General features: G+C 59.0%; 14 protein-coding genes and 1 tRNA gene. 7 read left to right on the top strand and 8 right to left on the bottom strand.

The genetic code is table 11. From position 1 onward, the window contains the following. Positions 1-13: 13 nt before the first annotated feature. The 7 genes from tolB (at position 14) to nadA (ending at position 5660) form a co-directional block, all read left to right on the top strand. On the top strand, positions 14-1294 hold the full coding sequence (gene tolB / locus BMY54_RS06500) for a Tol-Pal system beta propeller repeat protein TolB (protein ID WP_016983828.1): 1281 nt from the start codon (positions 14-16) through the stop codon (positions 1292-1294). Between the two features lie 52 nt (positions 1295-1346). Next, positions 1347-1844 carry a peptidoglycan-associated lipoprotein Pal gene (pal, locus tag BMY54_RS06495; RefSeq protein WP_003178634.1) on the top strand — a complete coding sequence of 166 codons (498 nt, stop codon included), beginning with the start codon at positions 1347-1349 and terminating at the stop codon, positions 1842-1844. A gap of 6 nt (positions 1845-1850) precedes the next feature. Next, positions 1851-2684 (top strand): tol-pal system protein YbgF, encoded by an 834-nt coding sequence (ybgF, locus tag BMY54_RS06490; protein ID WP_007912724.1) that lies wholly within the window; start codon positions 1851-1853, stop codon positions 2682-2684. Between the two features lie 166 nt (positions 2685-2850). Next, the gene (gene queE / locus BMY54_RS06485) at positions 2851-3498 is read left to right on the top strand and encodes a 7-carboxy-7-deazaguanine synthase QueE (RefSeq protein ID WP_093430486.1); all 648 of its coding nucleotides are present in this window, start codon (positions 2851-2853) and stop codon (positions 3496-3498) included. Position 3499: 1 nt separating this feature from the next. Beyond that, complete coding sequence (queC, locus tag BMY54_RS06480; protein ID WP_093430485.1) at positions 3500-4192, top strand: 7-cyano-7-deazaguanine synthase QueC; 693 nt, start codon at positions 3500-3502, stop codon at positions 4190-4192. Between the two features lie 62 nt (positions 4193-4254). Further along, positions 4255-4330: transfer RNA gene (locus tag BMY54_RS06475), tRNA-Lys, on the top strand. 271 nt (positions 4331-4601) lie between these two features. Then, on the top strand, positions 4602-5660 hold the full coding sequence (gene nadA / locus BMY54_RS06470; RefSeq protein WP_016773509.1) for a quinolinate synthase NadA: 1059 nt from the start codon (positions 4602-4604) through the stop codon (positions 5658-5660). Between the two features lie 135 nt (positions 5661-5795). Here the strand turns inward: nadA and BMY54_RS06465 are convergent, their stop codons facing one another. From BMY54_RS06465 to BMY54_RS06430, 8 genes are all read right to left on the bottom strand, one after another. After that, positions 5796-6284 (bottom strand): RDD family protein, encoded by a 489-nt coding sequence (locus BMY54_RS06465; protein WP_093430484.1) that lies wholly within the window; start codon positions 6282-6284, stop codon positions 5796-5798. A 97-nt stretch (positions 6285-6381) separates the two neighbouring features. After that, a complete protein-coding gene (locus BMY54_RS06460; protein ID WP_003227496.1) occupies positions 6382-6594 on the bottom strand; it encodes a cold-shock protein in 213 nt (70 codons plus the stop codon). A 403-nt stretch (positions 6595-6997) separates the two neighbouring features. After that, complete coding sequence (gene gcvT / locus BMY54_RS06455; protein WP_093430483.1) at positions 6998-8122, bottom strand: glycine cleavage system aminomethyltransferase GcvT; 1125 nt, start codon at positions 8120-8122, stop codon at positions 6998-7000. Positions 8123-8307: 185 nt separating this feature from the next. Further along, the gene (locus BMY54_RS06450) at positions 8308-9684 is read right to left on the bottom strand and encodes an L-serine ammonia-lyase (RefSeq protein ID WP_093430482.1); all 1377 of its coding nucleotides are present in this window, start codon (positions 9682-9684) and stop codon (positions 8308-8310) included. Positions 9685-9887: 203 nt separating this feature from the next. Continuing rightward, complete coding sequence (gene gcvP / locus BMY54_RS06445) at positions 9888-12740, bottom strand: aminomethyl-transferring glycine dehydrogenase (protein WP_093430481.1); 2853 nt, start codon at positions 12738-12740, stop codon at positions 9888-9890. A gap of 11 nt (positions 12741-12751) precedes the next feature. After that, positions 12752-13135 (bottom strand): glycine cleavage system protein GcvH, encoded by a 384-nt coding sequence (gcvH, locus tag BMY54_RS06440; protein ID WP_093430480.1) that lies wholly within the window; start codon positions 13133-13135, stop codon positions 12752-12754. A gap of 451 nt (positions 13136-13586) precedes the next feature. Then, positions 13587-15095 carry a sigma-54-dependent transcriptional regulator gene (locus tag BMY54_RS06435; RefSeq protein WP_093430479.1) on the bottom strand — a complete coding sequence of 503 codons (1509 nt, stop codon included), beginning with the start codon at positions 15093-15095 and terminating at the stop codon, positions 13587-13589. Positions 15096-15395: 300 nt separating this feature from the next. Then, entirely contained in the window at positions 15396-15758 is a 363-nt protein-coding gene (locus tag BMY54_RS06430; protein ID WP_093430478.1) for a DUF5064 family protein, read from the bottom strand. Positions 15759-15764 lie beyond the last annotated feature (6 nt).

Below are 15764 nucleotides of genomic sequence, written 5' to 3'. Positions count from 1 at the left end.
CCTTCTTCGAGGAATGCTGGTCGTGATCTGCTGCATGGCAGGGATCGCGATGGCGGATGAAAAGAACATTCTGGTTACCAGCGGCAGCGATCGGGCTACTCCGATCGCCGTTGTACCATTCGGCATGCAGGGCGGTGCCGTGCTGCCGGACGACATGGCAGAAATCATTGGTAACGATTTGCGCAACTCGGGCTACTACTCGCCGATTCCAAAGCAAAACATGATCAGCCAGCCAAGCCAGCCGAGCGAAATCATCTTCCGTGACTGGAAGGCGGTGGGTGCTCAATACATGATGGTCGGCAGCATTGCGCCAGCCGGCGGTCGTCTGCAGGTGCAGTGGGCACTGTTCAACGTGGCCACCGAACAGAAAGTGGCTGACGGCAGTGTTTCCGGTACCACCGAGCAACTGCGTGACATGGCGCACTTCATCTCCGACCAGTCGTTCCAGAAACTGACCGGTATTGAAGGTGCGTTCTCGACGCGTCTGCTGTACGTGACGGCTGAGCGCTTCTCCGAGAAGAACACCCGTTACACCCTGCAGCGTTCGGACTACGACGGTGCTCGCGCCGTGACCTTGCTGCAATCGCGTGAGCCAATCCTGTCGCCGCGTTTTGCACCGGATGGCAAGCGCATCGCCTACGTGTCGTTCGAGCAGAAGCGCCCACGCATCTTCATGCAGAACATCGACACCGGCCGCCGCGAGCAGATCACCAACTTCGAAGGTCTGAACGGCGCGCCAGCCTGGTCGCCGAACGGTGATCGCCTGGCGTTCGTACTGTCCAAGGACGGTAACCCGGACATCTACGTGATGAATCTGGCTTCGCGTCAGATCACCCGTGTGACCGCAGGTCCTGGCATAAACACCGAACCGTACTGGGGCAAGGATGGTTCGACCATCTACTTCACCTCGGACCGCGGCGGCAAGCCTCAGATCTACAAAACCAGCGCCAGTGGCGGTGGTGCCGAGCGTGTGACGTTTGTAGGTAATTACAACGCCAACCCGAAACTTTCGGCTGATGAAAAGACTTTGGTGATGATCCATCGTCAGGATGGCTTCACCAATTTCAAGGTGGCAGCTCAGGATCTGCAGCGAGGGAGTGTAAAGATCCTCACTGATAGCACTCTGGACGAGTCACCTACTGTTGCGCCCAACGGCACCATGGTAATCTACGCCACCCGCCAACAGGGCCGGGGAGTCTTGATGCTCGTGTCCATTAATGGACGCGTTAGGCTCCCGCTTCCTACCGCTCAAGGCGAAGTCAGAGAACCGTCCTGGTCCCCTTACCTGAAGTGAGCGGGCGCTACACGTTTTACTTAACACACTGGGGTTCATTAGGAGTTTCACGATGGAAATGCTGAAGTTTGGTAAATTTGCTGCGCTGGCTCTGGCCATGGCTGTAGCTGTAGGTTGCTCGTCCAAAGGCGGCGACAACGCCGGTGAAGGCGCTGTTGATCCAAACGCTGGTTACGGCGCAAACACTGGTGCCGTTGACGGTTCCCTGAGCGAAGAAGCTGCTCTGCGCGCAATCACCACCTTCTACTTCGAATACGACAGCTCGGACCTGAAGCCAGAAGCCATGCGCGCTCTGGACGTTCACGCCAAAGACCTGAAAGCAAACGGCGCTCGCGTTGTTCTGGAAGGCAACACCGACGAACGTGGTACTCGTGAGTACAACATGGCACTGGGCGAGCGTCGTGCGAAAGCCGTTCAGCGCTACCTGGTACTGCAAGGTGTTTCCCCAGCTCAGCTGGAACTGGTTTCCTACGGCGAAGAGCGTCCAGTTGCTACCGGCAACGACGAGCAGTCCTGGGCTCAAAACCGTCGCGTCGAACTGCGTAAGTAATTCGATATGCGAACGTGCCGTCGTGCTGTAACTGTTCTGGCTCTCAGTCTCGCGCCGCTTGCGGCGTGGGCTGCGGTTCCTGTGGTCGATGACAACTCCGGTTATAACAATAGCGGGAGCAGTTATCCGCCTGCAGGTTACGGTACGAACGGCGCCTATGCCGGGGGAGCGGCTTCGGCCCCTGCCTCGGCACAAGGCATGCTGTTCAACCAATTGCAACAGATGCAGGATCAGATTTCTCGCCAGCAAGGCGTGATCGAAGAACTGCAGAATCAGGTTGCGCGCATGAAGCAGGAATCCCTGGAACGATACCAGGATCTTGATCGGCGCATAGGATCCGGCGTTGCACCTGCCGCGACTCCTGAGAATTCTTCTGCCGGTGGCGACGCAAGTGCTGCTGCCGGTGCTGCCGCTGGCGCCGGGGCTGCTGCCCAGGCGCCTGCTGCAAGCAGCGAACCGGGTGATCCGGCCAAGGAAAAGCTGTATTACGATGCCGCTTTCGACCTGATCAAAGCCAAGGATTTCGACAAGGCCAGCCAGGCTTTTGCCGCTTTCCTGCGCAAATACCCGAACAGCCAATACGCGGGCAACGCCCAGTACTGGTTGGGCGAAGTCAATCTGGCCAAAGGCGATCTGCAAGGTGCAGGTCAGGCTTTCGCCAAGGTTTCGCAGCTGTATCCAAAGCACGCTAAAGTGCCGGACTCGCTGTACAAGCTGGCTGACGTAGAGCGCCGCCTTGGTCATACCGACAAGGTCAAAGGCATTCTGCAGCAGGTGGTGGCCCAATATCCGGGTACCTCCGCCGCTCAGTTGGCTCAACGTGATCTGCAACGCATGTAAGGTCGTGTTACCCGTTTAGAAGAAACCCGCGCTTGTCGCGGGTTTTTTCGTTAGAATTCACGCCCTTTTTCTGAAACACGCTTCTTGCGGTCTACGCGTTGGCGGGATTGCCTGAAGTGCCTGACGGAGGCGGACAGCCTGTTTAGCTGTTACGCCCGTGGCGACTATGCAAGACACATTGAGAATCACCGAAGTTTTCTACTCGTTGCAGGGGGAAACGCGGACCGCCGGGCTGCCCACGGTTTTTGTGCGCCTGACCGGTTGTCCTTTGCGTTGCCAATACTGCGACAGCGCCTATGCGTTCAGTGGCGGCACCATCCGCACCCTCGACGACATCCTCGAGCAAGTGGCCGGATTTCGTCCGCGCTACGTCTGTGTCACCGGCGGTGAGCCGCTGGCGCAGCCGAACGCCATTCCTTTGCTCAAGCAGTTGTGTGACGCCGGTTACGAGGTTTCGCTGGAAACCAGTGGCGCACTCGACATTTCGGCCGTCGATCCGCGCGTCAGTCGGGTTGTCGATCTGAAAACGCCGGACTCGAAAGAAGCCCATCGCAACCGTTACGAGAACATCGAACTGCTGAGCCCCAACGATCAGGTGAAGTTTGTCATCTGTTCGCGGGAAGACTACGACTGGGCCGTGTCCAAGCTGATCCAGTACGGTCTTGAACGGCGTGCCGGTGAAGTGCTGTTCTCCCCAAGTCACCACGACCTGAATGCTCGGGATCTGGCGGACTGGGTGGTGGCGGACAACCTGCCCGTGCGTTTGCAATTGCAGCTGCATAAATACCTTTGGAATGACGAGCCGGGGCGCTGATATGACAGAACCACTGAACACCACTGAAAAGCGTGCCGTTATCCTGTTGTCCGGCGGCCTCGATTCCGCCACCGTCGTGGCCATGGCTCGCGCCGAAGGCTACAGCTGCTACACCATGAGTTTCGATTACGGTCAGCGCTCGCACGCTGAATTGCACGCCGCTGCCCGCGTCGCCCGCGACTTGGGTGTGGTTGAGCACAAAGTAATCGGCCTCAACCTGAATGGTATGGGCGGCTCGGCACTGACCGACAGCAGCATCGATATTCCGGAGGAGCTGGGCGAAGGCATTCCGGTGACTTACGTGCCGGCGCGTAACACGGTGTTCCTTTCGCTGGCGTTGGGCTGGGCAGAAGTGCTGGGTGCGCGTGACATATTTATTGGTGTCAACGCCGTGGACTATTCCGGTTACCCGGATTGCCGTCCGGAGTTCATCGAGTCGTTCGAGCGCATGGCCAATCTGGCGACCAAGGCCGGCGTTGAAGGCAATGGCTTCCGCATTCAGGCGCCACTGCAGAACCTGAGCAAGGCGCAAATCGTTCAGGCGGGCGTGAAGCTCGGCGTTGATTATGGCCTCACCGTTTCCTGCTATCAGGCCGACGATGACGGCCGCGCGTGCGGTAAATGCGACAGCTGCCGCCTGCGCGCAGAAGGCTTTGCGGCCGCTGGTGTGGACGATCCAACAGCTTATTTTTGATTATTTTCAAAAAGGTGTTGAATAGTCCTTAAAAATCAGTATTATACGCGCCACCACACAGCGGGTCGTTAGCTCAGTTGGTAGAGCAGTTGGCTTTTAACCAATTGGTCGTAGGTTCGAATCCCACACGACCCACCATATTTGGCGGTTTAGAAAATCCGGAAGGCCCACGAAAGTGAGGATTTCCGGGTTTTTTTTTGCCTGCAATTTCGCTATGCGTTATTTCACCGCCCGCAGCGCTGACGCAGATCAGAATCATCTTTTGTATCAACGGGATATTCTGTAGCCTTGCGCAGCTTCAATGCTGTCCGTGCCTGATAATACTCACTCTCCCGGCGGTACCCTCAAGCGGTCCGGAGCCGGGTGTATACTCGACTTTCGCGCGAACGCGCCTGCAGGTCTTGCGAACATGACGCAGATTTCCGAACGCCTTCTGGTTCAAGCCCACCTCGATGCCAAACAGCCCAAACCGCTGACTGCTGAGGAAGAGGCTTATTACCGTTCCGCCATCGCCGCCGAGCTCAAGGCTCAGGACGCGGTGCTGGTGGCCCACTTTTATTGCGATCCGGTAATTCAGGCCTTGGCTGAAGAAACCGGCGGTTGCGTCTCCGATTCCCTGGAAATGGCTCGCTTCGGCAATGCTCACCCGGCCAAAACCGTGGTGGTCGCCGGCGTGAAGTTCATGGGCGAGACCGCGAAGATTCTCAACCCGGAAAAACGCGTGCTGATGCCGACCCTGGAAGCGACCTGCTCGCTGGACCTGGGTTGCCCGGTCGACGAGTTCTCGGCGTTCTGCGATCAGCACCCGGAGCGCACGGTGGTGGTCTATGCCAATACCTCTGCGGCGGTCAAAGCCCGGGCTGACTGGGTGGTGACTTCGAGTTGCGCACTGGAGATCGTCGAAAGCCTGATGGACAACGGCGAGACCATCATCTGGGGGCCGGACAAGCATCTGGGCACTTACATCCAGCGCAAGACCGGCGCGGACATGCTGCTGTGGGACGGTGCCTGCATCGTTCACGAAGAGTTCAAGTCCAAGCAGCTTGAAGACATGAAGGCGCTGTACCCGGACGCTGCGATTCTGGTGCACCCGGAGTCGCCCACGTCGGTGATCGAACTGGCGGACGCCGTGGGTTCCACCAGCCAGTTGATCGCTGCCGCGCAATCGCTGCCGAACAAGACCCTGATCGTTGCGACCGACCGTGGCATCTTCTACAAGATGCAGCAGCTGTGTCCGGACAAGGTCTTCATCGAGGCGCCAACCGCCGGTAACGGCGCGGCGTGCCGCAGTTGCGCACATTGCCCGTGGATGGCCATGAACACCCTTGAGCGCACGCTCAAGAGCTTGAAGGAAGGGACCAACGAGATCTTTGTTGATCCGGCGTTGATTCCACAGGCGATCCGGCCGTTGAAGCGCATGCTCGATTTCACTCAGGCGGCGCGGATGAAGCTGGCCGGTAACGCCTAAGCTCTAAAGGCATTACACAAAACCTGTGGGAGCGAGCTTGCTCGCGAAAGCGGTGTATCAGTCACCAATAGAATCGACTGATACGACGTCTTCGCGAGCAAGCTCGCTCCCACAGTGGTTTTTTGCGTCTGGAAGTTATTTGGTCTTTTTCGGGATCCGCACCACGCGGGTGTCGGAATAGATGTCATGCCACGTGCGCTTCTGCTTGTCGTACAGCGACCAGAGGAATCCCAACCCCACGCACAGCCACGACGCAATCGACACCATAAACCGCAACAACGCCTGCCACAGGCTGATCGCCGTGCCATTGGCGTTCTGCACGCGAATGCCCCACACCTGCATGCCCAGCGTCTGCCCGCCGTGGGTCCAGAACTTGGCAAAGAATGCGAACAGCACCAACACCAGCACGGTCGAGTAGAGCGGATCACCGTCGAGCTTGCCGGCATCGGTCATCACTCGCAGGCGCTCTTCACCAATGATCGCTGCCTGAATCATCTTGTAGATGCCACCCGTGACGATCAGCAGGGCGGTGCATAGCAGAAAATCATAGAACATCGCCGCCAGACGCCGGCCTAGACCAACGGCGGGAAAATCGCCCTGTGGGGTGAGCAGGTTTTTCGACATGGCAGCCTCTGGACGCAAAATGAAGCGCCATTTTACGGATTCGCGCGCACAAAAAAGCCCCTGATATCAACATCAGGGGCTTTTTCGTAACAGAAAATCAGGCTTCTGCTTGTACTTCGTCAGCCTGCATGCCTTTCTGGCCCTGCACAGCAACGAAGGTCACTTTCTGGCCTTCTTTCAGGCTTTTGAAGCCGTTGCCCTGAATGGCGCGGAAATGCACGAACAGATCCGGACCGCTTTCTGGAGTGATAAAACCAAAACCTTTCTCGTCGTTAAACCACTTGACGGTACCGCTCTGACGTGTGGACATTTCTTATTTCCTTTGACGCAAAAATTAATGACAGTCTCTTTCTCATGAAAGAGTACTGGGGCTGGTTGCAGGAGAGTAAGAAGACGTCGAACGGGATGTAGCTAACTTGTAGGCTACTGCCCAGGTCACGATTCCAAGCTGACCCATGCAAACACAGTGGAGAAACTCTACGCCAACTACGGGAGAAAAAACAAGCCCTGCGAAGCCCCCGGTTTTACTGAGCTTGAGCAAGTTAATCCTCTCGCTAGTGCGGGCTTAGACGATTAGCCTGTTCAATTGTTTTCGATCGTTATAAGCAAAGTTCATATTCGAATCAGTTGATAGAAAATGCACTTTTTTGTGGCGATTGCGTTACACATTAGTGCACGCATAACGCAATCGCGTTACTTATAGAAACAGTCAATCAACCGCGATAGTAGCGTTGTGGAACAAATGGCATTTTGCTTACAAGCATTTGCACCTTTTTCCCACGAACGATGGCCCAAACCGGCGTGTCGAGGGTGACATATGCGCTGTCGAGGTAACCCATCGCCAACGGCCCGCCCAAGGTCGGACCGAAACCACCGCTGCACACGCTGCCGATGATTTCGCCGGCTTCGTTGACGATTTCTGCGCCTTCACGCACGGGGGTGCGCTCCTGCGGTAGCAGGCCGACGCGTTTGCGTGCCACGCCATTCTGTTGTTGAGCGAAAACATTCTCCGCGCCCGGGAAACCGCCGGCCCGCGCGCCATCAGCGCGACGTGGCTTGGAGATCGCCCATAACAGGCTGGCTTCGATCGGCGTGGTCTCGGTGTTCATGTCGTGGCCGTAGAGGCACAGACCGGCTTCCAGACGCAGCGAGTCGCGAGCGCCGAGGCCAATGGCCTGGACTTCCGGTTCGGCGAGCAGGGCGCGGGCAAGTTTTTCCGCATCTGCAGCTGGTACGGAGATTTCGAAACCGTCTTCACCGGTGTAACCCGAACGGCTGACAAAGCAGTCGACGCCGAGCAGATTGACACGGGCGAACTGCATAAAAGTCATTTTTTCAACGGATGGTGCCAGCCGCGCCAGCACGGTCACCGCCGCCGGACCTTGCAATGCCAGCAGAGCGCGTTCTTCGAACAGCGCCGTAATGGTGCACTGATCGCCGATGTGTTTTTGCAGGTGGGCCAGGTCCTGATCCTTGCACGCGGCGTTGACCACCAGGAACAATTCGTCATTACCGAGGTTGGCCACCATCAGGTCGTCGAGAATGCCGCCGTTGTCGTTGGTGAACATCGCGTAACGCTGCATGCCCACCGGCAGGTCGATGATGTCTACCGGCACCAGGCTTTCCAGGGCTTTGGCGGCGTTGGCACCAGTCAGGCGGATCTGGCCCATGTGCGAGACATCGAACAGTCCGGCCTGCTCACGGGTGTGCTGGTGTTCTTTCATCACACCGAGTGGGTATTGCACCGGCATGTCGTAGCCGGCGAACGGCACCATGCGAGCGCCGAGTTCGATGTGCAGAGCGTGCAGCGGGGTTTTCGACAGTTGTTCGGTGGACATGCGTGGCTCCTTGAAAATTAGAGTTTGGCGGTAAGAGGCAAGATCAAGATCAAAAGCCCCTCACCCCAGCCCTCTCCCAGAGGGAGAGGGAGTTAGATACGTTTATCTCCCGGAGGGGAGAGGGGGCTAATTACGTTTCTCTCCCTGGGGGAGAGGTGGTCAATTTCGTTTGGCTGGTTTCATGGTCAGCATTCGATAATGTTGACCGCCAGACCGCCGCGGGCGGTCTCTTTGTATTTGCTTTTCATGTCGGCACCGGTCTGGCGCATGGTGCGGATGACTTTGTCGAGGGAGACGAAATGCTGGCCGTCGCCTCGCATGGCCATGCGCACTGCGTTGATGGCTTTCACCGAACCCATGGCATTGCGCTCGATGCACGGCACTTGCACCAGTCCGCCAATCGGGTCGCAGGTCAGGCCGAGGTTGTGCTCCATACCGATTTCCGCAGCGTTCTCGACTTGCTGCACGCTGCCACCGAGCACTTCGCACAACGCACCGGCCGCCATCGAACAGGCGACGCCGACTTCACCCTGACAACCGACTTCGGCGCCCGAGATCGAGGCATTTTCTTTGTAGAGAATGCCGATGGCCGCAGCGGTCAGAAGAAACCGTACGACGCCGTCGTCATTCGCGCCGGGGATAAAACGCATGTAGTAATGCAGCACCGCCGGAATGATCCCCGCCGCGCCGTTGGTGGGGGCGGTGACTACGCGGCCACCGTTGGCGTTTTCTTCGTTGACCGCCAAGGCGTAGAGGTTGACCCAGTCGAGCACCGACAACGGATCGCGCAACGCCGATTCCGGGTTCTTGCACAGTTGCCGATGCAACGCTGCCGCACGGCGTTTGACCTTCAAGCCGCCGGGCAAAATACCTTCGTTACGGCAGCCCGCAGCGACGCAGTCCTGCATCACCTGCCAGATTTTCAACAGGCCGGCGCGGGTTTCTGCCTCCGGGCGCCAGGCACTTTCGTTGGTCAGCATCACCTGGCTGATCGACAGACCATAGGTGGCGCAATGACCGAGCAGGTCCTTGGCGCTTTTGAACGGGAAGGTCAGCGGCGTGGCGTCTTCGACGATGCGGTCGGCACCGGCCGCGTCCTCGTCGACCACGAAACCACCGCCAACCGAGTAGTACTCGCGGCTGCGGATCTGAATCCCCGCCGCATCGAAGGCGCGGAAGATCATGCCGTTGGGGTGATAGGCCAACGGCTTGCGGATCATCGCCAAGTGTTCTTTCTCGTTGAACGCAATGCTGTGTTCGCCGAGCAGGTTCAGTCGTCCGTTGCCGCGAATTTCTTGCAGGCGTGCGGCGACGGTTTCGGTATCAACGGTGTCCGGGTGTTCGCCTTCGAGGCCGAGCAGCACGGCTTTGTCGCTGCCGTGACCTTTACCGGTGGCGCCGAGGGAACCGTACAGCTCAACGCGAACGCTGGCGGTGGTGGTCAGCAGGTTTTCACGGCGCAAACCTTCGACGAAACGCGCGGCTGCGCGCATCGGGCCGACGGTGTGGGAACTGGAGGGGCCGATGCCAATCTTGAACAGGTCGAACACGCTTAACGACATGAGGGGTTCTCCGGTTTCTTGTTATAGGAATTGGCGAAACATCAGGCTTGTAGCAATTCCCTGTGGGAGCGAGCTTGCTCGCGAAGACGGAGTGTCAGTCACCACCAATGTTTGCTGACCTACCGCATTCGCGAGCAAGCTCGCTCCCACAGGGATTTGTGGTGTTCTGGAAAAAGAGGCAGGTATTCCTGCCCCTCATTCCATTAAGCGTAGCTTTCGATCGACGGGCAGGCGCAGACCAGGTTGCGATCGCCGAAAACGTTGTCGACACGACCGACCGGTGGCCAGTATTTGCCTTCGATCAGCGACGCGACCGGGTACACGGCCTGCTCGCGGCTGTACGGGTGAGTCCACTCGCCAACCAGCTCTGCCGCTGTGTGCGGAGCGTTTTTCAGCGGGTTGTCGTCCTTGTCCAGCGTGCCGTTTTCCACCGCGCGGATTTCTTCGCGGATGCGGATCATGGCGTCGCAGAAGCGATCCAGTTCTTCTTTGGATTCGCTTTCGGTCGGCTCGATCATCAGCGTGCCCGCGACCGGGAACGACATGGTCGGCGCGTGGAAGCCGAAGTCGATCAGGCGCTTGGCGACGTCATCGACGCTGATGCCGCTGCTGTCTTTCAATGGACGCAGATCCAGAATGCATTCGTGCGCCACCAGACCGTTGCTGCCGGTGTACAGCACTGGGTAGTGCTCTTCGAGGCGACGGGAAATGTAGTTGGCATTGAGGATCGCCAACTGCGAAGCGCGTTTCAGGCCTGCGCCGCCCATCATGCGAATGTACATCCAGGTGATCGGCAGAATACTTGCGCTGCCGAACGGTGCTGCACAGACCGCGCCTTCCTTGCGTTCCATCTGGCCGTGGCCCGGCAGGAACGGGGTCAGGTGCGATTTCACGCCAATCGGGCCAACGCCCGGGCCGCCACCGCCGTGCGGAATGCAGAAGGTTTTGTGCAGGTTCAGGTGCGAGACGTCGCCGCCGAACTTGCCCGGAGCACAGAGGCCAACCATCGCGTTCATGTTGGCGCCGTCGATGTACACCTGGCCGCCGTTGTCATGAATGATCCCGCAGATTTCGCGGATGCCTTCTTCGAACACGCCGTGGGTCGACGGGTAAGTGATCATCAGCGCGGCGAGGTGGTCGCGGTGCTCGATGGCTTTGGCGCGGAGGTCTTCGATGTCGACGTTGCCACGGGCATCGCAGGCAGTCACGACGACGCGCATGCCAGCCATGTTGGCGGTGGCCGGGTTGGTGCCGTGGGCGGACGACGGAATCAGGCAGATGTCGCGGCGCTCATCGCCACGGCTCTGGTGATATGCACGAATCGCCAGCAGGCCAGCGTATTCACCTTGCGAACCGGCGTTTGGTTGCAGCGAGATCGCGTCGTAACCGGTCGCGGCACAGAGCATCGCTTCCAGCTCAAAGGTCAGTTGCTGGTAACCGGCGCTTTGCGCGGCTGGAGCGAACGGGTGCAGCGCGCCGAACTCAGCCCAGGTCACCGGGATCATTTCGCTGGCAGCGTTGAGTTTCATGGTGCACGAACCCAGCGGGATCATGGTGCGATCCAGGGCCAGATCCTTGTCCGCCAGTTTGCGCAGGTAGCGCATCAGCTCGGTTTCCGAGTGATAACGGTTGAACACCGGGTGGCTGAGGATCGGCGACTGACGTACCAGCGATGCTGGGATGGTGCTCTGCACCGAGACGGCGAGAGCAGCGAAATCCGGCAGAGTCTTGCCGTCGGCGAACAGGCCCCACAGGGTTTCGATGTCAGCTTGGGTGGTGGTTTCGTCGACCGACAGGCCAAGACGCTGAGCGTCGATCACGCGCAGGTTGATCTGCTGAGCGTGGGCCTTGTCGTGCAGCGCGGCGGTGTTTGCGCCGGTGGCGACGGTCAGGGTGTCGAAGAAACTGGCTTGTTCGACGTTAGCGCCCAGCGCGGTCAGGCCTTTGGCCAGAATCGCGGTCAGGTGATGCACGCGATTGGCGATCTGCGCCAGGCCTTTCGGGCCGTGGTAGACGGCGTACATGCTGGCGATGTTGGCCAGCAGCACTTGTGCGGTGCAGATGTTCGACGTGGCCTTCTCGCGGCGGATGTGTTGCTCGCGGGTCTGCATCGCCAGGCGCAGCGCCGGCTTGCCGAAACGGTCAACCGAGACACCGACCAGACGGCCCGGCATGTCGCGCTTGAACGCATCTTTGGTGGAGAAGTAAGCGGCGTGCGGGCCACCAAAGCCCAGCGGCACGCCGAAGCGTTGCGCGGAACCGATGGCGACGTCCGCGCCGAACTCGCCCGGGGCGGTCAGCAAGGTCAGGGCCAGCAGGTCAGCGGCGACTGCGACCAAGGCGTTGGCGGCGTGGAAGCGTTCGGTCAGTTCGCGATAGTCGAACACATCACCGTTGCTGGCCGGGTATTGCAGCAGCGCGCCGAAGAACGGCGTCACGTCAGTCAGTTCACGCTCATCGCCAACAACCACTTCGATGCCCAGCGGCTCGGCACGAGTGCGCAGCACGTCAAGGGTTTGCGGGTGGCTGTGGATCGAGGCGAAGAACTGGTGGCTGCCCTTGTTCTTGCTCAGGCGTTTGCAGAAGGTCATGGCTTCGGCAGCGGCGGTGGCTTCGTCGAGCAGCGAGGCGTTGGCAATCGGCAGACCGGTGAGGTCGCTGATCATCGTCTGGAAGTTCAGCAGCGCTTCGAGACGACCTTGGGAAATTTCTGGCTGGTACGGCGTGTACGCGGTGTACCAGGCCGGGTTTTCCAGGAGGTTGCGCAGGATCGGCGACGGCGTGTGGCAGTTGTAGTAGCCCTGGCCGATGTAGGTCTTGAACAACTGATTCTTGCCGGCGATCGATTTGATCATCGCCAGGGCATCGGCTTCGCTGAGGCCGTCGTCCATGCCGAGCACGCTGGTGCCCTTGATGCTTTCCGGAATGACGCTGGCGCTCAGGGCTTCAAGCGAGTCGAAGCCGAGGCTGTTGAGCATGGTTTGCTCGTCACCGGCGCGCGGGCCGATGTGACGGGAGATGAATTCGTTGGCGGTGCCAAGGTTTACTTGAGTCATGTCGGTGTTCCTCAGGCTTCGGCTTGGGCTTTGATCAGACGGTCGTACGCGTCCTGATCGAGCAATTTGGCCACGGCCGATGCGTCGGCAGGCTGGAAGCGGAAGAACCAGCCTTCGCCCAGCGGATCTTCGTTGACCAGTTCCGGGGCGTCTTCCAGCGCCGGGTTGACTTCCAGTACGTCGCCGTCGAGGGGCATGTACACGCCGCTGGCGGCTTTCACCGATTCCACGGTGGCGGCTTCAGCGCCTTTTTCGTAAGCCTGCAGCTCAGGCAGTTGCACGAACACCACGTCGCCCAGGGCGTTCTGCGCGAAAGCGGTGATGCCGACAGTAACGCTGCCGTCAGCTTCGGTGCGCAGCCATTCGTGATCTTCAGTAAAATGCAACTCGCTCATGGAAACTCCTCAGGGGGCCAGACTCGTCTGGTGGACGCGGTGGAATAGTCGGGCGCGAAGGCCCTTATTTATGAAGGGTTGATTAGCAAGAATGTGGCCAATGTTGATTTATCGTTATAAATCAATGAATTAGATATTGGAGAGGTCGAAGGTTCAGAGATGCCTGTAGCGAAATCGCTACAGCATGGAGCGAGGATAAAAGCTGAACGGGATCAAAGCCTTGCACAGCGGTGATCGGAGGAGGGTGTAGCGATATCGTTCCGCTGTAGCGCTTTCAGTACAGGTGGAGGTCGTTTTTGACGTGATTTTGAAATCACCCTCTAACCCTGTGGGAGCGAGCCTGCTCGCGAAGAGGGTGTGTCAGTCACTAATGATTCTGCTGATAGACCGCTTTCGCGAGCAGGCTCGCTCCCACAGGGGGGTATTTCCCGCAGGTGAATTTGTGGTGTTTTCAGGGTTTGTTGGGGATGCCGTATTTGCGCAGGCGATGGGCAATGGCTGTGTGCGAAGTTTGCAGGCGGCTGGCCAGTTGGCGGGTCGAGGGGTAGCTGACGTAGAGTTTTTCCAGCAGCGATCGCTCAAAAGCTTCGACCGCTTGTTCGAGGCTGTCGACATCGCTGTCAGCCTGACGCGCCACCGAGGTGCCAGCAATATCGAGATCGCCAATATCCACCAGGCTACTCTCGCAAATCGCCGCCGCACGGAAGATCACGTTCTGCAATTGCCGCACATTGCCCGGCCAGCGATTGCCGAGCAGCGCCGGGTAGGTCCCCGGAGCGAGGCGGCACACCGGGCGCTGGATCTGCGCGCAGGCTTGCTGCATGAAATACCGCGCCAGCAGCAGGATGTCCTGCCCGCGTTCGCGCAGCGGCGGCACTTCAACGTTGAGCACGTTGAGACGATAGAACAGGTCTTCGCGGAACAAGCCTTCGCTGACCATTTTTTCCAGATCGCGGTGGGTCGCGCTGAGGATGCGCACGTTGACCTTCACTTCGCGATCACCGCCCACGCGGCGGAAGCTGCCGTCGTTCAAGAAACGCAGCAGCTTGGCCTGCAAGTACGGCGACATCTCGCCGATCTCATCGAGAAACACCGTGCCCTGGTTGGCCAGTTCCATCAGCCCCGGTTTGCCGCCACGCGCTGCTCCCGTGAAGGCGCCGGGGGCGTAGCCGAACAGCTCGCTTTCGGCGAGGTTCTCCGGTAGGGCTGCGCAGTTGAGGGCCAGAAACGGTGCACTGTGTCGCGCGCTGATGGCGTGGCAGGCGCGGGCGACCAGTTCTTTACCGGTGCCGGTTTCGCCTTGAATCAACAGCGGTGCATCAAGAGCGGCGACTCTTTGCGCGCGGGCCTTGAGCGTACGAATCGCCGGGGACTCGCCGAGCAGCGCATCGAAACCTTCGGCGTGGTCGTGGTGCAGCGCCGAGAGTTGTTCGCCGATGCGGTTTGGTTGATACAGCGTCAGGAGGGCGCCAGCGTCGGTGATCGGCGTAGCGTCGAGCAGCAAAGTCTGGCCGTTGACGGTGATTTCGCGCAGCGGCAAACGGAAGCCGTTTTCGAGCAAGGTGTCGAGCAGCGCGGGATCGTTGAACAGTTCCGCGACACTCTCGCCGGCCGGTTCGCGACCGTACAACGCGATCAACGCCGGGTTGGCCAGCAGCACCTTGCCGGCACTGTCGAGCGCCAAAACGGGATCGGTCATCGCCGCCAGCAACGCGTCAAGCTGCAGGTGCCGACGCTGGCCAGGGAGAATGTCGACCACGGTCACCGCTTCCACGCCGAGCACGCGGAACAGCGCATCTTTCAGTTCTTCGAGCACTTGCGGGCTCAGGGTCGGCGCGTCGATGTAGACGTTGGGCGGGATCATCTCCACCGCATCCAGATTGAGATTGCGCCCACCGAGGATAGCCAGGACTTCCTGGGTGATGCCGACGCGGTCTATGAAGCTGACGTGGATACGCATGGGGTGGTTCAGTGATCTGCAGAGCGGAGGGTGGCAAGTATGCCTTGGGCTTGGAGAGAGGTGAAAGCAAAAGCACCCTCATCGGAAACGCCGCCCGCCCAGCCCTCTCCCAGGGGGAGAGGGGGCCGACCGAGGTGTCTGAGGTTTGACATCGACCTGAAAGAACCAGTTGCAGTGGTCTAATTTCCCCGGACGATTATGGATTCGGTAAAGCAAGGTCAGGTCGGTGTAACTCTAGAGCATCCCCCAATCAGTCCCCTCTCCCTCGGGGAGAGGGCTAGGGTGAGGGGCTTTTGCGGGTTACTCGAAATGCTCAAGATTGACCGGATCCCCGGATTGCATATTCAACTTCTGCCGAATGTCTTCAAACATCAGATCGTAATGCTTGTGCACCGAACCGATCTGGCTGTGAGCCTTGGGAATCCCGTACTTCTCGGCGATCCGGGTCACGTCACGGGCGAAGTTGTAAGCCTCTTCCTTGGGCAGGAAAAACGTTTCTTTCATGTCCTTGCCCTGCATGTTGCCATGCAGGGTGAACTGTATCCCTTTGCCTTTTTTCGGATCGCTGAGCACTTCATAGTCGAGGTGCACGTTGTAACTGACGTCATCCGGCGTCAACGCATGCCGCTCGATGTGCAGGCGACCGGGTTCGAATTGGGCCATGGTTTT

This window comes from Pseudomonas sp. ok266 (assembly GCF_900110195.1).
In the GTDB taxonomy this organism is placed as follows: Bacteria; Pseudomonadota; Gammaproteobacteria; order Pseudomonadales; family Pseudomonadaceae; genus Aquipseudomonas; species Aquipseudomonas neuropathica.
The sequence above is the reverse complement of the archived record's forward strand: the minus strand, read 5'-3'. Positions and strand labels throughout refer to the sequence as shown.

Excerpts from the sequence above, each read along its gene's own strand:
- tolB (WP_016983828.1), top strand. The coding sequence starts at position 14 with ATGCTGGTCGTGATCTGCTGCATGGCAGGGATCGCGATGGCGGATGAA.
- queE (WP_093430486.1), top strand. The coding sequence starts at position 2,851 with ATGCAAGACACATTGAGAATCACCGAAGTTTTCTACTCGTTGCAGGGG.
- gcvH (WP_093430480.1), bottom strand. The coding sequence starts at position 13,135 with ATGAGCGAGTTGCATTTTACTGAAGATCACGAATGGCTGCGCACCGAA.
- BMY54_RS06465 (WP_093430484.1), bottom strand. The coding sequence starts at position 6,284 with ATGTCGAAAAACCTGCTCACCCCACAGGGCGATTTTCCCGCCGTTGGT.
- gcvP (WP_093430481.1), bottom strand. The coding sequence starts at position 12,740 with ATGACTCAAGTAAACCTTGGCACCGCCAACGAATTCATCTCCCGTCAC.
- BMY54_RS06460 (WP_003227496.1), bottom strand. The coding sequence starts at position 6,594 with ATGTCCACACGTCAGAGCGGTACCGTCAAGTGGTTTAACGACGAGAAA.
- ybgF (WP_007912724.1), top strand. The coding sequence starts at position 1,851 with ATGCGAACGTGCCGTCGTGCTGTAACTGTTCTGGCTCTCAGTCTCGCG.
- queC (WP_093430485.1), top strand. The coding sequence starts at position 3,500 with ATGACAGAACCACTGAACACCACTGAAAAGCGTGCCGTTATCCTGTTG.
- BMY54_RS06435 (WP_093430479.1), bottom strand. The coding sequence starts at position 15,095 with ATGCGTATCCACGTCAGCTTCATAGACCGCGTCGGCATCACCCAGGAA.
- nadA (WP_016773509.1), top strand. The coding sequence starts at position 4,602 with ATGACGCAGATTTCCGAACGCCTTCTGGTTCAAGCCCACCTCGATGCC.
- BMY54_RS06450 (WP_093430482.1), bottom strand. The coding sequence starts at position 9,684 with ATGTCGTTAAGCGTGTTCGACCTGTTCAAGATTGGCATCGGCCCCTCC.
- gcvT (WP_093430483.1), bottom strand. The coding sequence starts at position 8,122 with ATGTCCACCGAACAACTGTCGAAAACCCCGCTGCACGCTCTGCACATC.
- pal (WP_003178634.1), top strand. The coding sequence starts at position 1,347 with ATGGAAATGCTGAAGTTTGGTAAATTTGCTGCGCTGGCTCTGGCCATG.
- BMY54_RS06430 (WP_093430478.1), bottom strand. The coding sequence starts at position 15,758 with ATGGCCCAATTCGAACCCGGTCGCCTGCACATCGAGCGGCATGCGTTG.